The organism is Phyllobacterium myrsinacearum, from assembly GCF_002980555.1.
Lineage (GTDB): Bacteria > Pseudomonadota > Alphaproteobacteria > Rhizobiales > Rhizobiaceae > Phyllobacterium > Phyllobacterium myrsinacearum.
In genome coordinates this window covers 902339-925043 of sequence record NZ_PVBT01000001.1, presented here as the reverse complement: position 1 = coordinate 925043, position 22705 = coordinate 902339, and the positions used below count along the sequence as shown (strand labels likewise).

General features: G+C 60.1%; 19 protein-coding genes and 1 tRNA gene. 13 read left to right on the top strand and 7 right to left on the bottom strand.

The genetic code is table 11. From position 1 onward, the window contains the following. Positions 1-409: 409 nt before the first annotated feature. The 6 genes from C5750_RS26900 (at position 410) to C5750_RS04395 (ending at position 4917) form a co-directional block, all read left to right on the top strand. Positions 410-532 (top strand): hypothetical protein, encoded by a 123-nt coding sequence (locus C5750_RS26900; RefSeq protein WP_264319114.1) that lies wholly within the window; start codon positions 410-412, stop codon positions 530-532. 326 nt (positions 533-858) lie between these two features. Further along, positions 859-1560: a DNA/RNA nuclease SfsA gene (sfsA, locus tag C5750_RS04415; protein ID WP_105732612.1), complete on the top strand. Its 702-nt coding sequence runs from the start codon at positions 859-861 to the stop codon at positions 1558-1560. A gap of 18 nt (positions 1561-1578) precedes the next feature. Next, positions 1579-2409 carry a type I methionyl aminopeptidase gene (gene map, locus C5750_RS04410; protein WP_105732611.1) on the top strand — a complete coding sequence of 277 codons (831 nt, stop codon included), beginning with the start codon at positions 1579-1581 and terminating at the stop codon, positions 2407-2409. 14 nt (positions 2410-2423) lie between these two features. Next, positions 2424-3209 (top strand): RadC family protein, encoded by a 786-nt coding sequence (gene radC / locus C5750_RS04405; RefSeq protein ID WP_105732610.1) that lies wholly within the window; start codon positions 2424-2426, stop codon positions 3207-3209. Between the two features lie 84 nt (positions 3210-3293). Continuing rightward, positions 3294-4127, top strand: a complete 834-nt coding sequence (locus tag C5750_RS04400; protein ID WP_105732609.1) for an AraC family transcriptional regulator — start codon at positions 3294-3296, stop codon at positions 4125-4127. A gap of 73 nt (positions 4128-4200) precedes the next feature. Then, positions 4201-4917, top strand: a complete 717-nt coding sequence (locus C5750_RS04395) for a 3-keto-5-aminohexanoate cleavage protein (protein ID WP_105732608.1) — start codon at positions 4201-4203, stop codon at positions 4915-4917. A gap of 70 nt (positions 4918-4987) precedes the next feature. Here the strand turns inward: C5750_RS04395 and tig are convergent, their stop codons facing one another. Further along, entirely contained in the window at positions 4988-6412 is a 1425-nt protein-coding gene (gene tig, locus C5750_RS04390) for a trigger factor (RefSeq protein WP_105732607.1), read from the bottom strand. Positions 6413-7106: 694 nt separating this feature from the next. Between tig and C5750_RS04385 the strand changes: the two genes are divergently transcribed. From C5750_RS04385 to C5750_RS04370, 4 genes are all read left to right on the top strand, one after another. Beyond that, a complete protein-coding gene (locus tag C5750_RS04385; RefSeq protein ID WP_105732606.1) occupies positions 7107-8213 on the top strand; it encodes an efflux RND transporter periplasmic adaptor subunit in 1107 nt (368 codons plus the stop codon). Continuing rightward, complete coding sequence (locus C5750_RS04380; protein ID WP_105732605.1) at positions 8210-11383, top strand: efflux RND transporter permease subunit; 3174 nt, start codon at positions 8210-8212, stop codon at positions 11381-11383. Before C5750_RS04385 ends, C5750_RS04380 begins: the two co-directional genes overlap by 4 nt. A 143-nt stretch (positions 11384-11526) precedes the next feature. Further along, positions 11527-13608: a prolyl oligopeptidase family serine peptidase gene (locus tag C5750_RS04375; RefSeq protein WP_105732604.1), complete on the top strand. Its 2082-nt coding sequence runs from the start codon at positions 11527-11529 to the stop codon at positions 13606-13608. A gap of 89 nt (positions 13609-13697) precedes the next feature. Then, positions 13698-13780 (top strand) — tRNA-Leu (locus C5750_RS04370). 62 nt (positions 13781-13842) lie between these two features. On the opposite strand, the gene C5750_RS04365 is transcribed toward C5750_RS04370, so the two are convergent. After that, positions 13843-14400 (bottom strand): GDYXXLXY domain-containing protein, encoded by a 558-nt coding sequence (locus C5750_RS04365; RefSeq protein ID WP_105732603.1) that lies wholly within the window; start codon positions 14398-14400, stop codon positions 13843-13845. Continuing rightward, positions 14397-15509: a DUF2157 domain-containing protein gene (locus C5750_RS04360; protein WP_105732602.1), complete on the bottom strand. Its 1113-nt coding sequence runs from the start codon at positions 15507-15509 to the stop codon at positions 14397-14399. Before C5750_RS04360 ends, C5750_RS04365 begins: the two co-directional genes overlap by 4 nt. Positions 15510-15778: 269 nt before the next feature. Here C5750_RS04360 and C5750_RS04355 point away from each other — a divergent pair, with 269 nt between their 5' ends. The 3 genes from C5750_RS04355 to trmFO all read left to right on the top strand — a co-directional run bounded on the left by C5750_RS04355 (position 15779) and on the right by trmFO (position 18655). Continuing rightward, positions 15779-15925, top strand: coding sequence for a DUF1127 domain-containing protein (locus C5750_RS04355; RefSeq protein ID WP_091878374.1), 147 nt, complete (start codon positions 15779-15781; stop codon positions 15923-15925). Positions 15926-16220: 295 nt separating this feature from the next. After that, on the top strand, positions 16221-17165 hold the full coding sequence (locus C5750_RS04350; protein ID WP_105732601.1) for an aldo/keto reductase: 945 nt from the start codon (positions 16221-16223) through the stop codon (positions 17163-17165). Positions 17166-17245: 80 nt separating this feature from the next. Continuing rightward, positions 17246-18655 (top strand): methylenetetrahydrofolate--tRNA-(uracil(54)-C(5))-methyltransferase (FADH(2)-oxidizing) TrmFO, encoded by a 1410-nt coding sequence (gene trmFO, locus C5750_RS04345; RefSeq protein WP_105732600.1) that lies wholly within the window; start codon positions 17246-17248, stop codon positions 18653-18655. Positions 18656-18701: 46 nt separating this feature from the next. Here trmFO and C5750_RS04340 read toward each other — a convergent pair whose 3' ends face one another. From C5750_RS04340 to yajC, 4 genes are read right to left on the bottom strand one after another with little or no spacing between them, the layout of a single operon-like run. Next, a complete protein-coding gene (locus C5750_RS04340) occupies positions 18702-19538 on the bottom strand; it encodes a phytoene/squalene synthase family protein (protein ID WP_105732599.1) in 837 nt (278 codons plus the stop codon). 27 nt (positions 19539-19565) lie between these two features. Then, a complete protein-coding gene (locus tag C5750_RS04335; RefSeq protein WP_105732598.1) occupies positions 19566-19955 on the bottom strand; it encodes an Mth938-like domain-containing protein in 390 nt (129 codons plus the stop codon). 4 nt (positions 19956-19959) lie between these two features. Continuing rightward, positions 19960-22221, bottom strand: a complete 2262-nt coding sequence (gene secD / locus C5750_RS04330) for a protein translocase subunit SecD (protein ID WP_105732597.1) — start codon at positions 22219-22221, stop codon at positions 19960-19962. Between the two features lie 56 nt (positions 22222-22277). Continuing rightward, positions 22278-22616, bottom strand: coding sequence for a preprotein translocase subunit YajC (gene yajC / locus C5750_RS04325; RefSeq protein ID WP_105732596.1), 339 nt, complete (start codon positions 22614-22616; stop codon positions 22278-22280). Between the last annotated feature and the right edge of the window lie 89 nt (positions 22617-22705).

The window sequence follows — 22705 nt, the reverse complement described above, 5'->3', positions numbered from 1 at the left end:
TAAAATCAGCATATTGCAAAAGCCGGCTCATACACTGCCGGTTTATCAATCCATGCGGAACGGCCAGTTCCCGGCACATGCTGCCCGCTTGCCACTCTTTTCCAGCCGTTCAAGCTTTGTCACTGGCTGTTAAAGAAAGTTATGAGGCTCTATTCCTGACCTGACCTATCATCAATCACTGCTAAGATTCCGATCTTTGGCAGTAGGGTTCGGTTTAACCTCCAAACCAGCCCGAATTCTCCCACCCCAGAGCAAATTTGCCTGCCTTTCCCAAGGCAGGCCTTTTTTGTTCACCAACCGGTTCGGCCTATCTTTTCAAGTGCGCCTCGCTGCCTGCGAATAGGCATAGAGGGGCCATAATCTCAGCATGTTTTTCCCATCCTCTGTCACCATGCAGGAAAACATATTCATGAGCAGACAAACAAAGATTACAGTGACGTTCTTTCTGGCGGGCCTCGCGGCGACGGCCGCCATGCTCATGGCCAATCTGTCCCTGGCCGATGTGATCAGGACGGTTCAGGGCCTGTCCTGACCTTTCAGGCGATTAGAGCGGTTTGCGGCCATATTGGATCAGTTCTGTTTCCCGGATGGCGAGACAATCCACGCGGAAGGTAGCGAGGCCGATGTTTATCCATCGGACGAAGCTGCCTGACAAAGTGGGTGTCCGCCAGCCGGAAACCCGAAGGGCCGGGTGAATTTGGCCCAATGCCATCGGGCTTCGGCTTCGCCCGATGGAAAGGCATCGGTCTCGCCAAACCCCTCGACCTTGAACCAAAATCCCTCCGGCAGAACGATTCAATATGGTCGCAAACCGCTCTAGCGATTGTCCGGCCTGTCGCGGTCGGGTAGACCTCGCGCATGATTTTCTCTGCGCCCCTCGTCACCGGCCGACTGGTCCAGCGCTACAAGCGCTTTCTTGCCGATATCATCCTCGATGATGGCGGCCCGATCACCAGTTCCGTGCCCAATACCGGCTCCATGCTCGGGCTGACCGATCCCGGCATCCGGGTCTGGCTGTCCCAGTCGGATGACAGCAAGCGCAAATATGCCCACACGCTGCAGATCGTTGAGGCGCAGGGCACGCTGGTCGGCATCAATACGGGCCTGCCCAACCGGATCGCCGAGGAAGCCATTCTGGCCGGGCTTCTGCCCGCCCTCAGCGGCTATCGCGACCTCAAGCGCGAGCAGAAATATGGCGCGAATTCCCGCATCGACATTTTGCTGACCGATCCCGAACGGCCGGCTGCCTATGTCGAAGTGAAGAACGTGCACTTCTCCCGCACGGCAGACCTGGCGGAATTTCCCGATTCTCCGACCGCCCGCGGCGCAAAACATCTGGACGAGCTTGGCAACATGGTTGAGAATGGTCATCGTGGTGTCATGCTTTACGTGATCCAGCGCGACGATTGCGACCGCCTGAGAATTTGCGGCGACCTGGATCCGGTCTACGCAAGGGCATTCGAGCGGGCAATGGGCCGCGGGGTTGAAGCTTACGCAATAAGATGCCACATCACGCCTTCGGGAATTGCTGCGACAGCTGCGATACCCATTATTGATTGACGCCAAGCGGAAAGCACCATGGTCACCTATCTCGATGCGCAGACAGCGCCCCTGAAGAACACCGGACAGATCAGGCTTCACGGCCCCGAGGGTTTCGCGGCCATGCGCAAGGCGTGCCAGCTCACAGCGCGCTGCCTCGACGAACTCGCCGGCCTTGTTGCGCCGGGCGTGACCACCAACACCATCGACCGCTTTGTCTTCGAATTCGGTGCCGATCATGGTGCCCTGCCCGCGACCCTCAACTATCGCGGCTACACGAAATCATCCTGCACGTCGATCAACCACGTCGTTTGCCACGGCATTCCCGATGACAAGCCGCTGCGCGAGGGCGATATCGTCAATATCGACGTCACCTACATACTCGACGGCTGGCACGGCGATTCCAGCCGCATGTACCCCGTGGGCGAGATCAAGCGCGCCGCCGAACGCCTGATGGAAGTGACGCATGAAAGCCTGATGCGCGGCATCGCAGCGGTTCGCCCCGGTGCCCGGACCGGCGCGATCGGCGCCGCCATCCAGAATTACGCGGAAGCCGAGCGCTGCTCCGTCGTTCGCGATTTCTGCGGCCACGGCGTCGGCCAGCTTTTCCACGACGCACCGAACATCCTGCATTACGGCACGCCGAATGAAGGCGTCGAACTGCGCGAAGGCATGATCTTCACCATCGAGCCGATGATCAATCTCGGCCGCCCGCATGTGAAAGTCCTTGCCGATGGCTGGACCGCCGTGACCCGTGACCGTTCGCTCACAGCGCAGTACGAACACACGGTCGGCGTCACCAAGGACGGCTGTGAAGTCTTCACCCTCTCACCCGCTGGCCTGTTCGCTCCGGGTTTGAAACTCGATTAGGAACGCCGGGGCCCATGAGCGAAGACGAGCCACCCAAGACCTTCTTCCTCAAAGAGCCCTCACCGAAACCGCTGCCGAAACAACCTGGTGTTGAGAAAGCCGCCGGTACATCCAATAGCCATCCCGCGGAGCCGCATTACACCGGCCACCGCGAGCGGATGAAGGAGCGTTTCCAGAAAATCGGCCATCAGGGCTTTGCCGATTATGAAATGCTGGAAATGCTGCTGTACCGCCCCATTAGGCAGGGCGACACCAAGCCGCTGGCCAAGGCGCTTCTCGCCCGCTTCGGCAGCCTGGCGGAGGTCCTCGGCGCGCCGGAACATCTCCTGCGGGAGGTAAAGGGCTGCGGCCCGACCGTGGCCTTTGATCTCAAATTCATCGCCGCCCTCGCCCACAGGGCCATGCGCAGCGGCATGGGCGAACGCATGACACTTGGCTCATGGAACAAACTGATCGACTATTGTACCGCGGCCATGGCGCATGAATCACGCGAACAACTGCGCATCCTCTTTCTCGACAAGAAGAACACGCTGATTGCCGACGAGGTGCAGCAGGTGGGCACCGTCGACCATACCCCGGTCTATCCGCGCGAGGTGATCGCCCGCGCCCTGCAATTGTCGGCAAGCGCGCTCATTCTCGTGCACAATCATCCCTCGGGCGACCCGACGCCGTCGAAGGCGGATGTCGAGATGACAAAGACCATTGCCAGCATCGGCGGACAGATGGGAATCATCGTTCATGACCACATCATTATCGGCAAGAACGGCCATGCCAGCCTGAAGGGCATGAAACTCTTCTGAGGCTGGCGGATCGAACCGCAAGCGTGATCAAATGCACGCCGCCGGTACCGTGTATTGCTGTGCCGTGTCTCAATGGAGAGTTGCATGAATTCGGTTGAGAAAGCGATCTGGTATGTGGAAAGTCATTTCGCCGAGGAGATCACGCTCGACGACATCGCCGCTGTGGCGGGCCTGTCGCGGTTTCACATGTCCCGCGCCTTCGGCGTTTTTGCCGGCCGTTCCGTCAGCAGCCACATCCGTGGACGCCGGTTGTCCGAAGCGGCAAAATCCCTGTGCGACGGTGCTCCGGATATTCTCAGCGTCGCGCTCGATGCCGGCTACAGCTCCCATGAGGCCTTCACACGGGCGTTCCGCGATCAGTTCGGCCTGACACCCGAACAGGTCCGCGCACAGCGCCATACCCGCAACATCCCATTGGTGGAGCCGATCAAAATGGACGAACAATTTATCACCGATATCGAGGAGCCGCGCATCGAGAACGGCAAACCCATGCTCATTGCCGGCATAGGCGAGCGATACACCTGCCAAACCAGCAGTGGCATTCCGGCGCAATGGCAGCGTTTTACCCCCTATTTCGGCCATATCACCGGCCAGATCGGCGACGTCGCCTATGGCGTCTGCTGCAACAGCGATGACGCGGACAATTTCGACTACATCGCCGGTGCCGAAGTCAGGGATTTTTCCGATGTACCGCCGGAATTTGCCCGCATACGCATCCCCGGCCAGACCTATCTGGTGTTTTCACACCGCGCGCATATTTCGACCATTCGCAGCACGATCATGACGATCTGGGGCAAATGGCTGCCCGAATCCGGCCGCAAGGTGGCAGACGCGCCGAATTTCGAACGTTATGGTCCGGAATTCGACCCGCGGACCGGCAATGGCGGAATGGAGATCTGGATTCCCGTCGAGCCGTGACCCCGATCCATGCTGACGGAGTGCTGTCAGGAGGAAATCCGCTATGATGGGTCTTTGTAGCGGAGACACCACAATGTTGCAGGCATGTCTGAATGGCGGACGCATGCGGGATTTTCACCCGGCGCTTCCGTTTACAGCAACGGAAATCGCCAGCGACGCCGCGCTCGCCGTGGCCGCTGGCGCCCGCGAGCTGCATATCCACCCGCGTGGACCGGATGGAGCGGAAACGCTGGAGCCGGAGCATATCGCCGAAACCCTGCAGGCCGTTCGTTCGGCCGTGCCGGGCATTCCCGTCGGCCTTTCCACCCATTGGCGTATCCCTCCCGGCGGCCTGTCGCGGCAGGAACCCATCCGCCGCTGGACGACCCTGCCCGACTACGTCTCGATCAACCTGATCGAAGAAGACGCTGAGGATATGATTGCGCTTGTGCTCGGCAAGGGTATCGGCGTCGAAGCGGGTCTTTGGTCCGTCAGCGATGCGCAGCGCTTTGTCGGCCTGAAGGATGCGGCAAAATGCTTGCGCGTGCTGATCGAAATCAACGAGCAGGATATCGATGAGGGACTGCGCGCCGCCGCCGGTATTCAGGCGGTTCTGCGGCAGGCAGGCAGCACATTGCCCATCCTCATGCACGGCGATGAAGCCAGTGTCTGGCCCATCTACAGCGAAGCCATGGCGAGGGGTTTTGACAGCCGTATCGGCCTTGAGGACGGCAATCTCCTGCCCTCGGGACGAATGGCTGGGGATAATGCCGAGTTGATCCGCGCCGCCCTTGCCCTCGCGCCCCGCTGAGACTGTTGCCACACGGCGAAAATAAAAAGGCCGCCCGAAGGCGGCCTTTCCAATGTGAATGATAAAAAGCTTACGCTTCGTCTTCGGTCTTCTTCTTGGCGGCCTTCTTCGGCGCTGCCTTCTTGGCAGGCTTCTTGGCTTCGCCGGACTTTTCATCCGACTCGTCTTCAGCCATCAGCTCTTCCTTCGTCACCTTCTTGTCGGTGACGTTGATCGAGGTGAGAAGGTGATCGACAACCTTTTCTTCGAAGATCGGAGCGCGCAGATTGTTGATCGCTTCCGGAGTCTTGCGGAAGAATTCATAAATCTGCTGTTCCTGGCCCGGATACTGGCGAACCTGATCGTAAACGGCGCGCTGCAGTTCCTCTTCGGTCACTTCGATGCCGGCCTTGTTGCCGATTTCGGAGAGAACGAGGCCGAGACGAACGCGGCGTTCAGCCAGCTTGCGATATTCTTCGCGTGCTTCTTCTTCCGTTGTCTCTTCGTCTTCGAACGTCTTGCCGGCCTGGGCGAGGTCCTGGCCGATCTGTGCCCAGATGTTGTTGAACTCGGCATTGATCAGGCGTTCCGGCGATTCGAACTTGTACTCGCCGTCGAGCGCATCGAGAATCTGACGCTTGACCTTCTGGCGGGTGAACGAGCCGTACTGGCTTTCGATCTGTTCGCGGATAACCTGACGCAGACGGTCGGCGCTTTCGATGCCGAGCTTCTTGGCGGTCTCGTCGTTGATTTCGAGTTCGCCCGGCTTGCCGATTTCCTTGACGGTGATGTCGAAGGTTGCATCCTTGCCGGCGAGGTGCGCTGCACCGTATTCAGCCGGGAACGTCACCTTGATCTGCTTTTCGTCGCCAGCCTTGGTGCCGATCAGCTGATCTTCGAAGCCGGGAATGAACTGGCCCGAACCGAGGATCAGGGTCGCATCGGTGTCGGCGCCGCCATCGAACGGCACGCCGTCGATCTTGCCGAGATAGTCCATGGTGACGCGATCGCCGGTTTCGGCCTTGCCCTTCTTGGGCTCGAACGTCTGGGCGGAGCTGGCAACGCGCTTGACCTGCTCTTCAACTTCCTCGTCCGTCACATCGACGACTTCGCGCGTGACGCTGATCTTGGAGGCGTCCTTGAGCTCGATGACCGGCAGGACTTCGTAGTTCAGGGTGAATTCGAAATCGGCTTCGCCGTTCAGAACCTTGTCCGCTTCCTTCTCGTCTTCCGTCATCGCAACTTCCGGCTGGGTCGCCGACTTTTCGTTGCGCTCTGCAAGGATCGTGCGCGAGGAATCGCTGAGGATCTCGTTGACGACTTCAGCCATAAACGACTTGCCGTACATCTTGCGCAGGTGGTTGAGCGGCACTTTGCCGGGGCGGAAGCCATTGATGCGCGCCTTGGCGCTGGCACCTTGGAGGCGTTCGGAAAGCTTTGCTTCCAGATCCTTGGCCGGAACGACGACCTTGATCTCGCGCTTCAGCCCTTCATTGAGCGTTTCAGTAACCTGCATGTCCAAACCTTCACTTTTTTAACATTTGTCCCGCCGTCGCCGGCCTTTGAGCCAATTTGCGGGAGAAAAACTGTCTGCCATCGTGGCTTCTGGTGCAGATGGGGCGAGCCATGCCCTCACCATCCACGTTGATTTTATTGCTTTATTTCTCTTTCAGCTCATTTTTTGTGACACAATTCATATCACAGAACCCGTCACAAAGCCGCGCAAGAAATTGCACCCTTACCGATTGGTGGCTCCATTTACTTGCACTGCGTACAAAAATCAATGGCAGAGCCTCAGGGTCGGACAAACTTGTGCACGGCCGGTCAGCCACTTTCATGATCACAACAACACGTGAATATTTGCCTGATGACAACAATGTGCAACTGTGCAAATCTTCCCCGCGTGGGGACCATCGATAGCCAACTGGAAATATGCCTTCACGGAATTTGGAACTGCCCTTGCGCTGGTCCCTATCGAAACTAAATACTAAATCGATACAATCTGAGAAATTGACTTGTTTGTCTGCGGCGCCAGCATTCCAGCTGTTCGGGTCAACTCATCACCTGACCCTTGGCCGTACGATGAATCACCAGCGCTGAACCGCGATGCCCAGGCATCCCGATATGCCTGGAAGTCTGATCGTCATGGAGGCCTGCCCTTGTCACGGAATTCTCTCTCTACCTTCAAAATCGGTGTTGCAATTGCGCTTATGGCCGCCTCTCCGGCATTGGCGCAGACTGCGCCCCCGCCTCCAACCGTCACGGTGGCAAAGCCTGTTGTCCGCGATGTCATCGACAGCGATGAATTCATCGGCCGCTTTGAAGCGGTCGATCAGGTTTCGGTGCGCTCGCGCATCGACGGCTATCTCGACACCGTGCATTTCAAGGATGGCTCACTGGTCAAGAAGGGCGATCCGCTCTTCACCATCGACCAGCGCCCCTATATATCCGCCCTGGCGCAGGCCCAATCCGCGCTCGAAGTAGCCAAAACAACGGAAACCTATGCGGAAGCCCAGTTCAAGCGCACCCAGTCGCTCACCGGCAGCGGCACGCTGTCCGTATCGACGCTGGACGATCAGCGCCGCGCCTATCTCGCCGGTCAGGCCAGCGTGGCCGGCGCCCAGGCCGCCGTCGATGCGGCGCAGCTCAACCTGAACTATACGCAGATCACGGCACCGCAGGATGGCCGCATCGACCGCAGGCTCATTTCCGTCGGCAATCTCGTCAATGCCAACAACACCATCCTGACAACCATCGTTTCGCTCGATCCGATCGATTTCTATTTCGACGTGGATGAGCGCAACCTTCTGTCCTATGCCAAGACGGCGCGTGAAAACGGCAGCAATCTGCAGGAAGGCGGCGGCGGCCTCGAAGTGACGGTCAAGCTGACCGATTCCAATCAGCCGCCCTTCAAGGGCAAGCTGGATTTTGCCGAGAACCGGCTTGATGATGCCACCGGAACGATGCGGGTGCGTGCCCGCTTCAACAATCCGGATTTCGTGCTGCAGCCAGGGCTGTTCGGCCGGGTCGAAGTGGCGGCCTCGAACACCTATAAGGGCATTCTGGTGCCTGACGAAGCGGTTGGCTCCGATCAGAACGAGCGGGTTGTCTATGTCCTCAATGCGGACAACTCCGTCACGACCAAGCCCGTGCGTCTCGGCCCCAAACTCTACGGTTACCGGGTGATCCGCAGCGGCATAACCGGCGATGAGACCATCGTGGTCAATGGCCTGATGCGGATTCGCCCCGGCATCAAGGTCAAACCCGACGTCGTCCAGCTTCCGCCGGAGGTGAAGGCTGCGGAGGCGGGCCAATGAGATTTGCGCATTTTTTCATCGACAGGCCGATCTTCGCATCCGTCCTGTCGATTGTGCTGCTGATTGTAGGCGGTATCGCCTACACGCAGCTCCCCGTCGCCCAGTATCCGGAAATCGCGCCGCCGACCATTGTCGTGCGCACCGCCTATCCCGGCGCCGATGCCGAAACCATTGCCAACACGGTCGCCACCCCCATCGAACAGCAGATCAACGGCGTCGAGGACATGCTCTATATGTCCTCCTACTCGACCGCCGACGGGTCGATGGCGCTGACCATCACCTTCAAGCTCGGCACCGATCTCGACAAGGCACAGGTCCTGGTACAGAACCGCGTCGCCATTGCCGTACCGCAATTGCCGCAGGACGTGCAGCGCAACGGCATCACCACGACGAAAAGCTCACCCGACCTGATGATGGTCGTGCACGTGCTTTCGCCTGACAACCGTTATGACCAGCTCTATGCCTCCAACTACGCCAACACCCGAATCCGCGACGTGCTGCTGCGGCTTGACGGCGTCGGCGAAGTCACCATCTTCGGCGAGCGGCAATATTCCATGCGTATCTGGCTCGATCCGCAGAAACTGGCCGCCTACTCCATGACATCGGCTGACGTGGTTCAGGCACTGCGCGACCAGAACGTGCAGGTCAATGGCGGTGCCATTGGCGGACCGCCCACACCGGGCACAAGCGCCTTCCAGTACACAGTCACCATGCAGGGCCGGTTCAGCGATGCGCGGCAATTCCGTTATGTCATCGTCAAAACCGGCGGTGACGGCCGACTGGTACAGTTGCAGGATGTCGCGCGCATTGAACTCGGCGCCAAGGATTATGTAACCAACAGTTATCTCGACGGCAGTCCTGCCGTTGCGCTGGGTATCTTCAGCCGTCCGGGCACCAATGCGCTGGCCGCCGCAGAATCAATCCGGTCCACCATGGCGGAACTCTCCAAGGATTTCCCTCCGGGCCTGAAATACGACATCGTCTATGATCCGACGGAGTTCATCGCTGAATCGATCTCCGACGTTTACAAGACGATCTTCGAAGCCGTGATCCTTGTGGCGCTGGTCGTTCTCGTCTTCCTGCAATCCTGGCGGACGGCGATCATCCCGATCGTGGCCATCCCGGTTTCATTGATCGGTACCTTCGCCATCCTCTCGGCCTTCGGCTTCTCGCTCAACATGCTGACCCTGTTCGGTCTGGTCCTTGCCATCGGTATCGTGGTGGACGACGCCATCGTCGTGGTGGAGAACGTCGAGCGAAACCTTGCGGCGGGCATGAGCCCCAAACAGGCCTCGCATGTGACCATGGATGAGGTGGGAACCGCCGTTATCGCCATTTCGCTGGTGCTGATTGCGGTGTTCGCGCCAACAGCATTCATTCCTGGCATATCGGGCCAGTTCTACATCCAGTTTGCCGTGACCATCTCGGCAGCAACCGCCATTTCGGCCATCAACTCGCTCACGCTCTCTCCTGCCCTTGCAGCGATCGTGTTGCGCCCGCACGGCCATGCTGTCTCCAACAACCCTCTGGCGCGGTTTGGCCGGGCCTTGGCCAATGGCTTCAACACCGGCTTCGACAGGATGGCGAACGGTTATTCCTGGATTGTCCGGCATCTCGTCGGGTCGACCATCGGCCTCCTCGCCTCCCTGCTGGTGTTCGCAGGGCTGCTGGTCGCCACCTGGTTCATGGCGGTGACGATCCCCCGCGGCTTTGTGCCGCCGATGGATCAGGGCTATGCCATCGTCGTGGTCCAGCTGCCCGACGGCGCTTCGCTCGCCCGCACGGACGCGGTGATCGAAAAGGCATCGAAGATCATCAAGGGCATTCCGGGCGTGCGCAACGCCATTGCCTTTGCCGGGTTCAACGGCGCGACCTTCACCAATGCGTCGAATTCCGGCGTGGTGTTCGTTCCGTTCCAGCCTTTCGCCGAGCGGATCAAGAATGGACAAACGGCCAATTCCATCATTGGCCAGGTCTATGGCAGCCTGCAAAGCATTCAGGAGGCCTTCATCATCGCCGTGCCGCCGCCGCCGATCCGCGGTGTCGGCAATGCCGGCGGCTTCAAGATGCAGCTCCTCGACCGCGACAGCTCCGATATGCGCCGCGTCCTGGGATTGGCCTATCAGATGATGGGCGAAGCCAATCAGACACCGGGCCTGACCGGCGTCTACACCACGTTCTCCGCCAACAGCCCGCAATATTTCCTTGAGGTGGACCGTGACAAGGCACAGGCCTTGAATGTGCCCATTCCCAACATTTTTGAGGCGCTTTCAACCAACCTTGGCACCTCCTATGTCAATGACTTCAATGCCTTCGGCCGCGTCTATCAGGTGCGGGCGCAGGCCGATCAGCAATACCGGCTTGATCGAACCGACATCCTTGCCCTGAAAGTACGCTCGGCAACGGGCGCTCTGGTCCCGTTGGGCACGCTGATCAACATCAAGGACACCAACGGCCCCTCGCTCGTGCAGCGGTACAACATGTACGTATCGGTGCCGCTGCAGGGCAACGCCGCGCCCGGGGTTTCCACCGGTACGGCGCTCGACAAGATGGAGGCCCTCGCCGCCAAGACGCTGCCCAGCGGAACGACGTTCCAGTGGACAGAACTGGCACTTCAGGAACGGCAGACCGGAAACACGGCAATCTTGATCTTTGGACTGTCAGTGGTGTTCGTCTTCCTCGCCCTTGCTGCACAGTATGAAAGCTGGGTGCTGCCGCTGGCGATCATCCTGATCGTGCCGCTGGCGGTTCTGGCCGCGCTGATCGGCGTGTTCCTGCGCGGGATGGACAACAACATCCTGACGCAGATCGGCCTTGTCGTTCTGATCGGCCTGGCGGCGAAGAACGCGATCCTGATCGTGGAATTCGCCCGCCAGCATCAGGCGGAAGGTGCAACGCCGGTCGAAGCCGCCATCGAAGCCAGCCGTCTGCGGCTGCGCCCGATCCTGATGACCGCCTTTGCCTTCATCTTCGGTGTCGTGCCGCTGATGATTGCCCAGGGCCCCGGCGCGGAAATGCGCCAGTCACTCGGCACGGCGGTGTTCTCCGGCATGCTGGGCGTGACCTTCTTCGGCCTGTTCCTGACACCGGTGTTCTACGTTGCGCTCCGTTCCTTCGGACGCAAGAAGGCTCCGGCCGAAAAACCGGCGGAAGAAGCAGCGGCCCACTAAGGTCAAAGCCTCCAATACGAAAGATCGCGCCGGCTCATCACCGGCGCGATTTTTCATCAATGCCGAATTTGATGGTTCGAGGCATTGCAAAAAACCGTGCTTTCAAGACACTGCCTGGCAGATTCCAAGGGAAAGTGACGCTCATGACCAATCAGGATATTCGCCCGACCATCGATGCTCCCGATGACGATCCGCGCATCTGGCTCGAAGAAATCGACGGCGCAAAACCGCTTGAATGGGTGGAGAAACAATCCGCCATCACCATGCAGCGCTTCGGCGGCCAGCAGTTCGAGCATGACCGCGATGTTTTGACCGCCATTCTCAACCGGCCGGACAAGATCCCGATGGTCGCACGGCGCGGCGATTACCTCTACAACCTCTGGCAGGACGAGAAGAACCCGCGCGGTCTGTGGCGCCGGACCACCATGGTGTCCTACAAGACGCCGGAGCCCGAATGGGAACTTCTGCTCGACATCGACGCTTTGGCCACAGCCGAAAATGACGACTGGATCTGGGCGGGCGCGCAGATCGAGCCGGAGAAGCGGCAACGCGCCATTCTCTCCCTGTCGCGCGGCGGCAGCGATGCGGTGGTCAACCGCGAGTTCGATCTGGAAACGCTGCGGTTCATCGCGGATGGATTCAACCTTCCCGAGGCAAAGGGCGGTCTTGGCTGGCTCGATCCTGACACGGTGCTGATATCAAGCGCCCTTGGCGAAGGCATGGCCACGCAATCGGGCTATGCGCGCACCGTCCGCCTGTGGCCCCGCGGGACCGATCCGCGGGCAGCGGCCGTGATTTTTGAATGCCCGCCGGACTCCATGGCTGTTGGCGTCGACATCGATCACAGCACGGGCAGCGAACGCCTCTGGTTTGTCGAACAGCGTTCCTTCTTTGAAACCGCTGGCTGGCAGGGCGATCGCAGCGGCCCCAGGCAGCGCATGGATGTGCCTGCGACGGCATGGTGGAATTCCTACGACCAATGGCTGACGGTCAAGCCAAGGGAAGACTGGACAGTCGCCGGTGTCACCCACCCCGCCGACACGCTGCTCGGCATTTCGCTCCAGGCATTTCTCGCCGGAGACCGTGATTTCCAGGTTCTGTTCGAACCGGCACCGCGCCGCGCCCTGCAAGGGTTCTTCTGGAACGACAAGAAACTGGTCGTCTCCTATCTCGACAACCTTGCGCCGCGCTTCGAGATTTTCGAGCCTGCTACTGGCAAATGGACGAGGCGGCCCATCGCCGTTCTGCCGGCCGAAGGCATGGTCCACGTCTGGTCGCTGGATGTCGAACACAACCACACCAATGGGGAACTGCTGGTTGCGGCGCAGGACCCGATAACCCCAGCGCAGGTCCTGCTCCTCGACATTGCCGAACCCGACACACTGGCTGCGCCCACGCTGCTGAAACAAAGCCCTGCGGTCTTCGACGCCACCGGACTGGTGGTGACCCGGCACGAGGCGATCTCCAGCGACGGCGAGTCAATCCCCTATACGCAGATCGGCCCCAGGGCCGAAACCGGCGATGCACCGGTGCACATGACCGGTTATGGCGGGTTTGGTCTGTCGATGGAGCCCTATTACAGCGCATCCGTGGGCAAGCTCTGGCTCGAGCGCGGCGGCACCAGCGTGGTCGCCAATCTGCGCGGCGGCGGCGAATTCGGCACGCCCTGGCACGATGCCGGGCGCCGCGCAGGCAAAAGGCTCTCCCACGATGATTTTGCCGCCGTGGCCGCCGATCTCGTGCGGCGCGGCGTCACACGGCCGGACCGTATCGCGGCGGAAGGCGGCTCCAATGGCGGCCTGCTGATTTCCAACATGCTGACGCGCTATCCCGAACGCTTCGGCGCCCTGTTCTGCACCATTCCGCTGATCGACATGCGCCGCTACAACAAGCTTCTCGCCGGGGCGAGCTGGGTCGACGAGTATGGCGACCCGGACAAGCCGGAAGACTGGGCCTTCCTGAAGGAAATGTCGGCCTATCACGCGGCTGTACCCGGCCGTCCCTATCCGCCGATCCTCATAGCCACAACCCGCAGGGATGACCGCGTCCACCCCGGACATGCCCGCAAGATGGCGGCAAAGCTGCAGGAACTCGGCTACACCGCCTCTTTCTATGAGCCAGAGGCGGGCGGACACGGATATGGCAAGGATAACAGGGAGCGTGCCAGCTTCATTGCGCTGGGCTACGCCTTCCTGCGGGATGCAATCGGCTGGACGCCGGCGTAATCCTGTTCAAGCGGCGGCTTTTTCCTTTGACCCCCGGAAAGAGGGTGATATAGAGACCGGCGCTTGAGGGCCGGATACGGCCCTCATCTGCGGATATGGCGAAATTGGTAGACGCACCAGATTTAGGTTCTGGCGGGAGACCGTGGGGGTTCGAGTCCCTCTATCCGCACCACTCTTTTTTCAAATATTTCAATAGGTTGAATGGCTTTTTCAAAGCTGCGCGATGACGCTGCTTCAGTATGCCGGCTCCTGATAAAGCAGGCGTCCATTGTATTTGAGCGAGCGAATCTGGGCTTCACCCGAACCGGAGACGGCAATCACCGCATCGACGCCGCGTTCGCCCTGCACCTTCTCGACCGCACGGCCCCATCCTTCGGGGAGGTAATAGCGTTCAATGCCGTACTGCACCGCAAAGGCGCCCATGGCACCCGTCAGCGTCTGACCACGCATCTGGACTTCACCCGCCGCCAGATCCCGGCGCTTCTGCCAGGAGGCACCAGTAAGACTCCACCGGCCGTCCGCCCCCTCTTTCAGCGTGACATAGATGTCGGCAAGACCGGTGGTATCCGGCTTGGTGCCGCTCACCTTGTCGGCTTCGACGGATGAAATCCCATAGCCGAGCCGCACATATTCGCCGCGCAACAGGTCACGCGGATCGACCGGCTGCGTGGCCAGCGTGATCATTGTGCCATGGCGCAAAATCATCGCGTGCTTTTCCACCATGGCATAAAGCGCGCCCGACTGCAGAAGCGCAACAATCAAAGCCGGCAGCAAAAAATACTTTGTTTTCATGATGCTGCACCTTTCACCAGACTCTTTTTGTGAAGACGGCGCTCCATGCGGATAACGAACACCGCAAGCAACAGGACAAGCACGCCGACGGTCAGGAAGAAGCCCGCCGTGCCGATCATTGTGCCGATGGTCTCGAACGCGATGTAGAGGACCTCAAGCGAAAACAATCCATAGGCGCTCCACCGTATCGCGAGATTGCGATGCCCCGACAGGGCCAGACCGGCGATCGCCACGGCAAGGATGACAATACCCGTCATGACATCGCGAGTCCGGGCAAAGATGTGGTCATTGAACTGGAAAATCAGCAGCACCATCTGCACCGCGAGAAATCCATAAGCGCCAAGACCGATGCTCCATCCGGTCGCCCGGTCCAGTATGTCCGGATACAAGGCGTCGAGCAGAAACAGGCCAAGCCCGGCAATCAGCGTCATCCACAAGACGACAGTGACATCCCGGTCGAAGTGAACGATGCAGACAAAGGCCAGCACGAGGACAGCGAGAAAATGCCGGGCCACCTGCGCGCCCGTATACCATATCAGGCCCGCCGCAATCACCGCGAAGACCGGAACGATCCAGATATAGGACAGGCGCGATGCCGTTTCCGGTTCCAGGCTGGCCACGAGATAGAAACCGGCAATCACGATGCTAGTGGAGACCAGTGTCGACGAGCGCAACAGCAGCGCGGCGACAACCGTCCCTCCAGCCCAGAGCAGCGCCGCGGACGCCACATCCCCCGACAGATGATACATCTGGCCGACCAGGGCGATCCCCGCACCGAAGGCGATGGCCCCCAGGAGATAGAGCGCCTCACTGAAAATCGCATCGCCCTTGTTCGCCCGCCATGCGCCGCCGAGATAACCGCACCAGAGCACGGCAAAGATCAACCCGACGCGAACAAGGCGCGGCATGGCTTCCCAATTGGCGGCAATCAGCGACAGCAGGGCAGCGCCAAGCAGAATGACGCCCAGTATGGCCAAAACATTCCCCAGGCCGAAACCCGGGCCCTGCCCGGCAATATCCTTGCGCAGGCGTTCCGCCGTGGCGTCATCGATCAACCCGTCACGCTGCCACCGTGCAATGTGCTTGCGCAGGGTAAAACCGACTATCATGCATTCTTCTCCCGACTCGAGATGTAAGATTAGGGTCCTGCCCCTGATAATGCCAGCCACATTGAAAACGCAATTGCAGCCGGATTCGGGCTAAAGGTCATGAAGATGACATTTGTGCGACGCAGCAATTAAAATCGATTAATGATGCAATGCAACATATGCATAGCTGATCTGCAAACTTGGCTCTGCACATTCGCCAAGGCATCCACTATCTTCAGCTCAACGATCAAGAGTGATCAACGAAACAACTGAACCGAATGGTGAATGAAATGAACCTTATCCGCTCCTACAGCAACTGGCGCCGTTACCGTGACACGGTTTCCGAGCTGAACCGTCTGTCGACCCGCGAACTGAACGACCTGGGCATCTCCCGCTCGGACATCCCGTTCGTCGCCAAGAAGTCCGCAGTACGCTAATCGCATAACAGAATATCGCCGGGGTTCATCCTCCTCCCAGAGCCCCCGCGATCAAAGGCCGGCACTCCTCCTCCCAGCCGGTCTTTACAAAACGGCACCCACCGCACCTCCTCCCGCGGTGGGTGTTGTTGTTTCAGGGGTATGCGGTTCGAGACATCTGCTCACCGCCTGCATTTCAAACGACGTCCGTTGCAATCCACGCCTGCGACCATTCGGGTCAAAGCCAGGCTGGAAAGACGAACGCCGGAGTTCTACAGTCTGAGTCCCCCTTCACGTCCTCCCCGGGAGACTTACCATGCATAAACGCCCTCTTGGCCGCACAGGCCTGTCGATTGCTCCGCTGGTTTTCGGCGGCAATGTCTTCGGCTGGACCGCCGACAAGAAAACCTCCTTTGACCTGCTTGACCGCTTTGCCGATGCGGGCCTCAACACGGTCGATACGGCCAATGTCTATTCAAGCTGGGTTCCGGGAAACAGCGGCGGTGAATCGGAAACCATCATCGGCGAATGGATGAAATCCCGCGGCACCCGCGACAGGATGATCATCATCACCAAGGTCGGCGGCGACATGGGCAAGGGCAAGAACCTTCAGGCCGCCAATATCGCCGAGGCCGTCGAAGCATCGCTGAAGCGCCTGCAGGTGGATGCCATCGATCTCTACCTCTCCCATTGGCCGGATCCGGCAACGCCGCATGCGGAATCGCTTGCCGCCTACGACAAGCTGCTGAAAGCCGGCAAGATCAAATCCATCGGCGCGTCCAATTACGATGCCAACCAGCTGCGCGCAGCGCTCGACACCGCCAAGGCCGATGGCCTGCCGCGCTATGACGTGCTCCAGCCGGAATACAATCTCTATGACCGCGCCGGCTATGATGGCGCGCTGCGCGACCTGTGCATGGCCGAGGATATCGGCGTCATCACCTATTTCAGCCTTGCGCGCGGGTTTCTCTCGGGCAAATACCGCAGCGAAGCCGATCTTGGACAGAGCCAGCGCGGCGGCGCTGTCAAAGCCTATCTCAATGCGCGCGGCTACCGCATCCTCGCGGCGCTGGACGCGATTGCAGCCAAGCATGGCGCCAAGCAGGCCGAGATTGCCCTGGCCTGGATTATCGCACGCGAAGGCGTCACCGCCCCCATCGCCAGCGCCACGTCGCTGCAACAGCTGGAAAGCCTGATCAAGGCGGCGTCCCTGACACTCGACACGGCGGACATCGCCGAACTCGACAAAGCCAGCGCCTGACACACCGCAGGCCGCTGCGGAATATCCGCAGCGGCTTTTGCACCATTGAAGCCGGACGCCAAACGGTTTATTGGGGTCCTATGTCACACACACCCGTACACATCATTGGCGGCGGTCTCGCCGGTTCCGAAGCTTCATGGCAACTCGCCGAGGCAGGCATTCCCGTCATCCTGCACGAGATGCGTCCTGTTCGCGGCACGGACGCGCACAAGACGCAGGATCTTGCCGAGCTTGTCTGCTCCAATTCGTTCCGCTCCGATGACGCGCAAACCAATGCCGTCGGCGTGCTGCATGCGGAAATGCGTCTCGCCAATTCGCTGATCATGGCATCGGCCGATTCCCATCAGGTTCCCGCAGGCGGCGCCCTCGCCGTGGACCGGGACGGTTTTGCCCAGGCTGTGACGGCGAAGCTTGAAGCCCACCCGCTGATCACCATCGAGCGCGAAGAGATCACCGGCCTGCCCCCGGCAGAGTGGGACAAGGTCATCATCGCCACCGGGCCGTTGACGGCACCATCGCTGGCCGAAGCCATCGGCAGGCAGACCGGCGCCGATGCCCTCGCCTTCTTCGATGCCATTGCACCCATCGTGCACTTCGACAGCATCGACATGAACACCTGCTGGTTCCAGTCGCGCTATGACAAGGTCGGCCCCGGCGGCACCGGCAAGGACTACATCAACTGCCCGATGACCAAGGAGCAGTATGAGGCTTTCGTGCAGGCGCTGATTGCCGGCGACAAGACCGAATTCAAGCAATGGGAAGGCACGCCCTATTTCGACGGCTGCCTGCCCATCGAAGTCATGGCCGAACGCGGTGTCGAAACGCTGCGTCACGGCCCGATGAAGCCGATGGGCCTGACCAACGAACACAACCCCACGGTCAAGGCCTATGCCGTCGTGCAGCTGCGGCAGGACAATGCGCTTGGCACGCTCTACAACATGGTCGGTTTCCAGACGAAGCTGAAATATGGGGCGCAGACCGAGATTTTCCGGATGATCCCCGGCCTCGAGCATGCGGAGTTTGCGCGGCTGGGCGGCCTGCACCGCAATACCTACCTGAATTCGCCCATCCTGCTGGATCCGACGCTGCAGCTGAAATCCCGTCCGGGCCTGCGCTTTGCCGGTCAGATCACCGGCTGCGAAGGTTATGTGGAATCGGCGGCCATCGGCCTGCTTGCCGGACGGTTCGCCGCGGCGGAAAGACTGGGGCAGACTTTGGCACCGCCGCCGCTCACCACGGCGTTCGGCGCGCTGCTCGGACACATCACCGGCGGGCACATCGTCAGTGACGAAGAACCCGGCAAACGCTCCTTCCAGCCGATGAATGTCAATTTCGGCCTGTTCCCGCCGATTGAAGCACCGAAGTCAGAAGGCAAACGGCTGCGCGGCAAGGAAAAGACCAACGCCAAGAAACGGGCCATGAGCGCGCGCGCACTTGCGGATTGCCGGGCATGGCTGGGCCTGCCTGCGGTGGCCGAGGCTGCGGAGTAACGAGCAAAGCGTGTCGAAACACGCACAACGCTAACACCATCCAAGGCTAGCGCATGGATGCCCTGAACATCACCCACTGGCGCTTCAACGGTGAAACCACCGCTGTTTCATCGGCTGCGGCGGCGCCGCTGGCCTTGATCCCCTTCAGATAGGTTCTCGTCAGGCTGACCGGCAGATAGGCCGGACGCAAAGCGGCGGGGAGCGATTTTGCACCGGCCTCGTATTTGCCGAGATGATCTTCCGCCAGTGCAATCATCGCATCGATGGCGCGCTTGACCCCGTCCTTGTCGGCGCCGTCAAGCACTGTTTCGGCGCTGCAGCCGACGGCAGAAAGAATATCGGCCGGAATATAGACCTGACCGCGCCGCCGGTGCAGCGGCAGGAGACGCAGAAGGCCGGTAATGGCCTGCGCAACCCCCGCATGCCCCGCCATATCCGCATGGGCGGGCGCCTTTTGCGCATCGAGCACAAGACAGGCAAGCTGGATCAAGGCCGAGGCCGTCTCGCCGCAATAGCCCTCAAGATCGTTGCGGCTCGGCATCGGATCGTCATAGAGGTCGAAGATGCGGGCTTCGCAGTAATTGTCGAAAGCCGCGCGCGGCAGATTGTGGACCTTGATCGCCTCCAGCAGCGCCGCCGCCACCGGATTGCCGACGGCCTCGCCATGCTCCGTGCCGTTGATCAGATCGCGCCACCATTGCAGGCGCACCTCGCCCGGCAGCGGATCATGAATCAGGTCGCGGATACGGGCAATCTCGACATTAAAGGCGTAAAGGGCGGCCAGGGCACCCCGCTTGTCCTCCGGCGCATACAGCACCGAGAGGTAGCGGTCGGGGTCGGCATCGCGCAGCAATTGCAGGCAGTGGGTCTGGTTCGCGTTCATGGGGTTGAGATACAGAGAACCGCTGGTTTAATCCACTGCAATCAGTGCCGCAGCGACGGCGCGGTCTTCCGCCAGCAGAACATTGTAGGTGCGCACGGCCGCACCGGTGCTCATGGGATCGGAGGAAATGCGGTGCTCGCGCAAAAGGTCACGCAAGGCCTGCGGCAGGCGGCGCAACTCGGTGCCCGTTCCCACCAGCAGAATCTCGATATCGGCGGCCTCTTTGAACACGAGCGCCAGATCCTCCGCCGTCAGCGCGGTCTCGATCTTCGGTGCCCAGCCATGGATGCCCGATGGCAGGCACAAAATAGACCCGCGATGCGACATGTCGGCAAACCGGAATCCGCCATTGCCATAGGCATCGATGGGTGCCCGGCCCGGAAAATGCGCGTCGCGGATTTCAATGCCCTTGGCCACGGCCTTATGCCCCGCTCTGCCCGGCGGGGTGAGCATCGTCGATCACATCGCGTCCCTTGAGCCCGAACAGCATCAGCAAGGGTCCGGCAATGAAGATCGACGAATAGGTCGCAACGACAATACCGACCGCGATGGTCAGCGCAAAGGAGCGGACATCGTCGCCGCCATAGGCATAGAGCACGACCAGCGCAAGGAAGGTGGCCAGCGACGTCAGGATGGTGCGCGACAATGTCTGGTTGATCGAGGCATCGAGAACCGCCGACAGCGAAACGCTGTTGCCATGCCGCCGCAGGTTTTCCCGGACGCGGTCGTAAATCACCACCGTGTCGTTGAGCGAATAGCCGACAATGGCCAGAAGCGCCGCGATGCTCCAGAGATTGAACTCCATCTGGAAGACAATGAACATGCCAAGCAGCAGCACCACGTCATGGATGGTCGCGATGATTGCGCCAAGGGCAAAGTGCCATTCGAAGCGGAACCACACATAGGCGAAGATTGCCGCCAGAGAGAGCGCGACCGCCAGTCCGCCTGCCTTGGCAAGCTCGCCCGATACGGTCGGGCCGATGACATCAACCCGGCGGAATTCATAATCCTGATCAAGCTCGCCGCGGATTTTGACACCGACGGTCTGCTCGGCGTTTTCGCCCTCGCGCTGACTGCCGACCGTGATCAGCGCCCGGCTGTCCGATTTGAACGGCTCGATCTTCACATCGCCGATGTTCAGGTCATCCAGCCGGCTGTAGACATCGTCCAGATCGATCGGCCCTTCATTGGAGGCGATCTCGACCATGGTTCCGCCTTTGAAATCGATGCCGAAATTCATGCCGACGACAAGGAACAGCACGATGACGGCAATGCTCGACAGCGCGGAGAAACCCAGCGTCAGCCCGCGCAGGCGCATGAAGGGTATTCTGGTGTTGTTGGGAACGAGCTTCAGCGGCGCGCGCGGCACTTCCTTGGGCTTCGACCACTGCACCCAGGCGGATACCATCCAGCGCGTCAGCGTGAAGGTGGTGAACAGCGTGGTGACGATGCCGATGGTGACCGTGACGGCGAAGCCATGCACGGGGCCGGTGCCCAGGATAAACAGGACGAGCGCAGCAATCAGCGTTGTCACATTGGCATCGACGATTGTGGCCTGTGCGCGGGCAAATCCGGAATCGATGGCCTGAATGACCGAAAAGCCGGCGCGCCGGTCTTCACGAATGCGCTCATAGATCAGAACGTTGGAGTCCACTGCCATGCCGATGGTCAGGACGATACCGGCAACGCCTGCAAGGCTGAGCGGCACGCCGAATATGGTCAGAACCGCCAGGATCAGGACGATGTTGACAACAAGCGCGATGCTCGCAATCACGCCCAGCAGGCCATAGGTCAGCAGCATGAACAGGATGACGAGACCGGCGCCGATGAGCGCAGCGATCTTGCCTGCAGACACGGCAGCGGCGCCAAGGTCGGTACCGACTGAGCGTTCTTCAATCACGGTGACAGGTGCAGGCAATGCTCCGGCACGCATGACGATGGCAAGGTTGCTGGCACCGGACAGGTCGAAATTGCCGGTGATCTGGCCCGTATCGCCGGGAATGGCTTCGCTGATCACCGGTGCCGACAGCACCTGATCGTCAAGCACGATGGCGAAGGACTTTCCGATGTTTTCCTTGGTCGCCCGGGAGAACCGTTCCGCGCCGGCGCTGTCCAGCTTGAAGGTGATGACCGGCTGCTGGGTGGCCGTATCGACACCCGCCTGCGCCCCGACGAAATTCTGGTTGGTGACGATGGCTTCCTTCTTGACGAGGTAGGCCACGGGCGGATCGTCAAAGGAATAGACAACATCGGAGCCTTCCGGCGGCGTGCCGTCAATCGCCTGCTGCACCGGCACGGATGTATCGATCATGCGGAAGCTCAGCTGGCCGGTCAGGCTCAAAATATCCTTGAGCAGCTGCGAGTCATAGAGACCCGAAACCTCGACGAGCACACGCCCGCTTCTCTGGCTCTCCACATTGGGATTGGTATAGCCGAGTTCGCTGAGACGGCGGTTCATCACCTCGATGGCCGCGCCGGTCTGCGCCAGCTTGTCCTTGTCCACCTGCAGCCGGATGCGCGAGCCGCCTTCCAGATCAAGTCCGAGGGCAAGCTGCTTCTTCGGCAGCCAGTTCGGCAGGTTCGCCAGCTGGATGGGCGTAAAGAGATTTGGCAGAGCCAGGATCACGCCGACGAGAACAACGGCCCAGATGAGAAGTGTCTTCCAGCGGCTAAAATAGAGCATGCAGTCCCGACCTCAAGAATCAACAGGGCGGCCTGATGCCGCCCCGTCACTATGACTTATTTCTTGTTATCGGCAACCGGTTCACCTTTGACGCGCACGTCGGACACCAGTGCGCGGATGACGCGAGCCTTGACGCCCTCGCCGATTTCGACCTCGAGTTCACCGCTGTCATCGAACACTTTCGTCACCTTGGCAACGAAACCGCCGGTGATGATCGTATCACCGCGGCGGATGTTCTTAAGCTGCTCTTCGCGCTTCTTCATCTGCGTGCGCTGCGGGCGGATGATCAGGAAGTACATGATCACGAAAATCAGGATGAATGGCAGGATGCTCATCAGCATTTCCGGCGCACCACCGATACCTGTTGTCTGTGCATATGCGGGAGTTACGAACATAGAGACAATCTCCAGAGTAATACGTGTTTGAAAGTTTATAGAGCCTGCGCAATACAATGTTTGGAATGGGAAAAGCAACCGTGCAAAAT

Coding starts and splice junctions, on each gene's coding strand:
- C5750_RS26900 (WP_264319114.1), top strand. CDS start 410: ATGAGCAGACAAACAAAGATTACAGTGACGTTCTTTCTGGCGGGCCTC.
- radC (WP_105732610.1), top strand. CDS start 2,424: ATGAGCGAAGACGAGCCACCCAAGACCTTCTTCCTCAAAGAGCCCTCA.
- C5750_RS04355 (WP_091878374.1), top strand. CDS start 15,779: ATGAACCTTATCCGCTCCTACAGCAACTGGCGCCGTTACCGTGACACG.
- C5750_RS04350 (WP_105732601.1), top strand. CDS start 16,221: ATGCATAAACGCCCTCTTGGCCGCACAGGCCTGTCGATTGCTCCGCTG.
- tig (WP_105732607.1), bottom strand. CDS start 6,412: ATGCAGGTTACTGAAACGCTCAATGAAGGGCTGAAGCGCGAGATCAAG.
- map (WP_105732611.1), top strand. CDS start 1,579: ATGGTCACCTATCTCGATGCGCAGACAGCGCCCCTGAAGAACACCGGA.
- secD (WP_105732597.1), bottom strand. CDS start 22,221: ATGCTCTATTTTAGCCGCTGGAAGACACTTCTCATCTGGGCCGTTGTT.
- C5750_RS04395 (WP_105732608.1), top strand. CDS start 4,201: ATGTTGCAGGCATGTCTGAATGGCGGACGCATGCGGGATTTTCACCCG.
- trmFO (WP_105732600.1), top strand. CDS start 17,246: ATGTCACACACACCCGTACACATCATTGGCGGCGGTCTCGCCGGTTCC.
- C5750_RS04340 (WP_105732599.1), bottom strand. CDS start 19,538: ATGAACGCGAACCAGACCCACTGCCTGCAATTGCTGCGCGATGCCGAC.
- yajC (WP_105732596.1), bottom strand. CDS start 22,616: ATGTTCGTAACTCCCGCATATGCACAGACAACAGGTATCGGTGGTGCG.
- C5750_RS04385 (WP_105732606.1), top strand. CDS start 7,107: ATGGCCGCCTCTCCGGCATTGGCGCAGACTGCGCCCCCGCCTCCAACC.
- C5750_RS04365 (WP_105732603.1), bottom strand. CDS start 14,400: ATGAAAACAAAGTATTTTTTGCTGCCGGCTTTGATTGTTGCGCTTCTG.
- C5750_RS04400 (WP_105732609.1), top strand. CDS start 3,294: ATGAATTCGGTTGAGAAAGCGATCTGGTATGTGGAAAGTCATTTCGCC.
- sfsA (WP_105732612.1), top strand. CDS start 859: ATGATTTTCTCTGCGCCCCTCGTCACCGGCCGACTGGTCCAGCGCTAC.
- C5750_RS04360 (WP_105732602.1), bottom strand. CDS start 15,509: ATGATAGTCGGTTTTACCCTGCGCAAGCACATTGCACGGTGGCAGCGT.
- C5750_RS04375 (WP_105732604.1), top strand. CDS start 11,527: ATGACCAATCAGGATATTCGCCCGACCATCGATGCTCCCGATGACGAT.
- C5750_RS04380 (WP_105732605.1), top strand. CDS start 8,210: ATGAGATTTGCGCATTTTTTCATCGACAGGCCGATCTTCGCATCCGTC.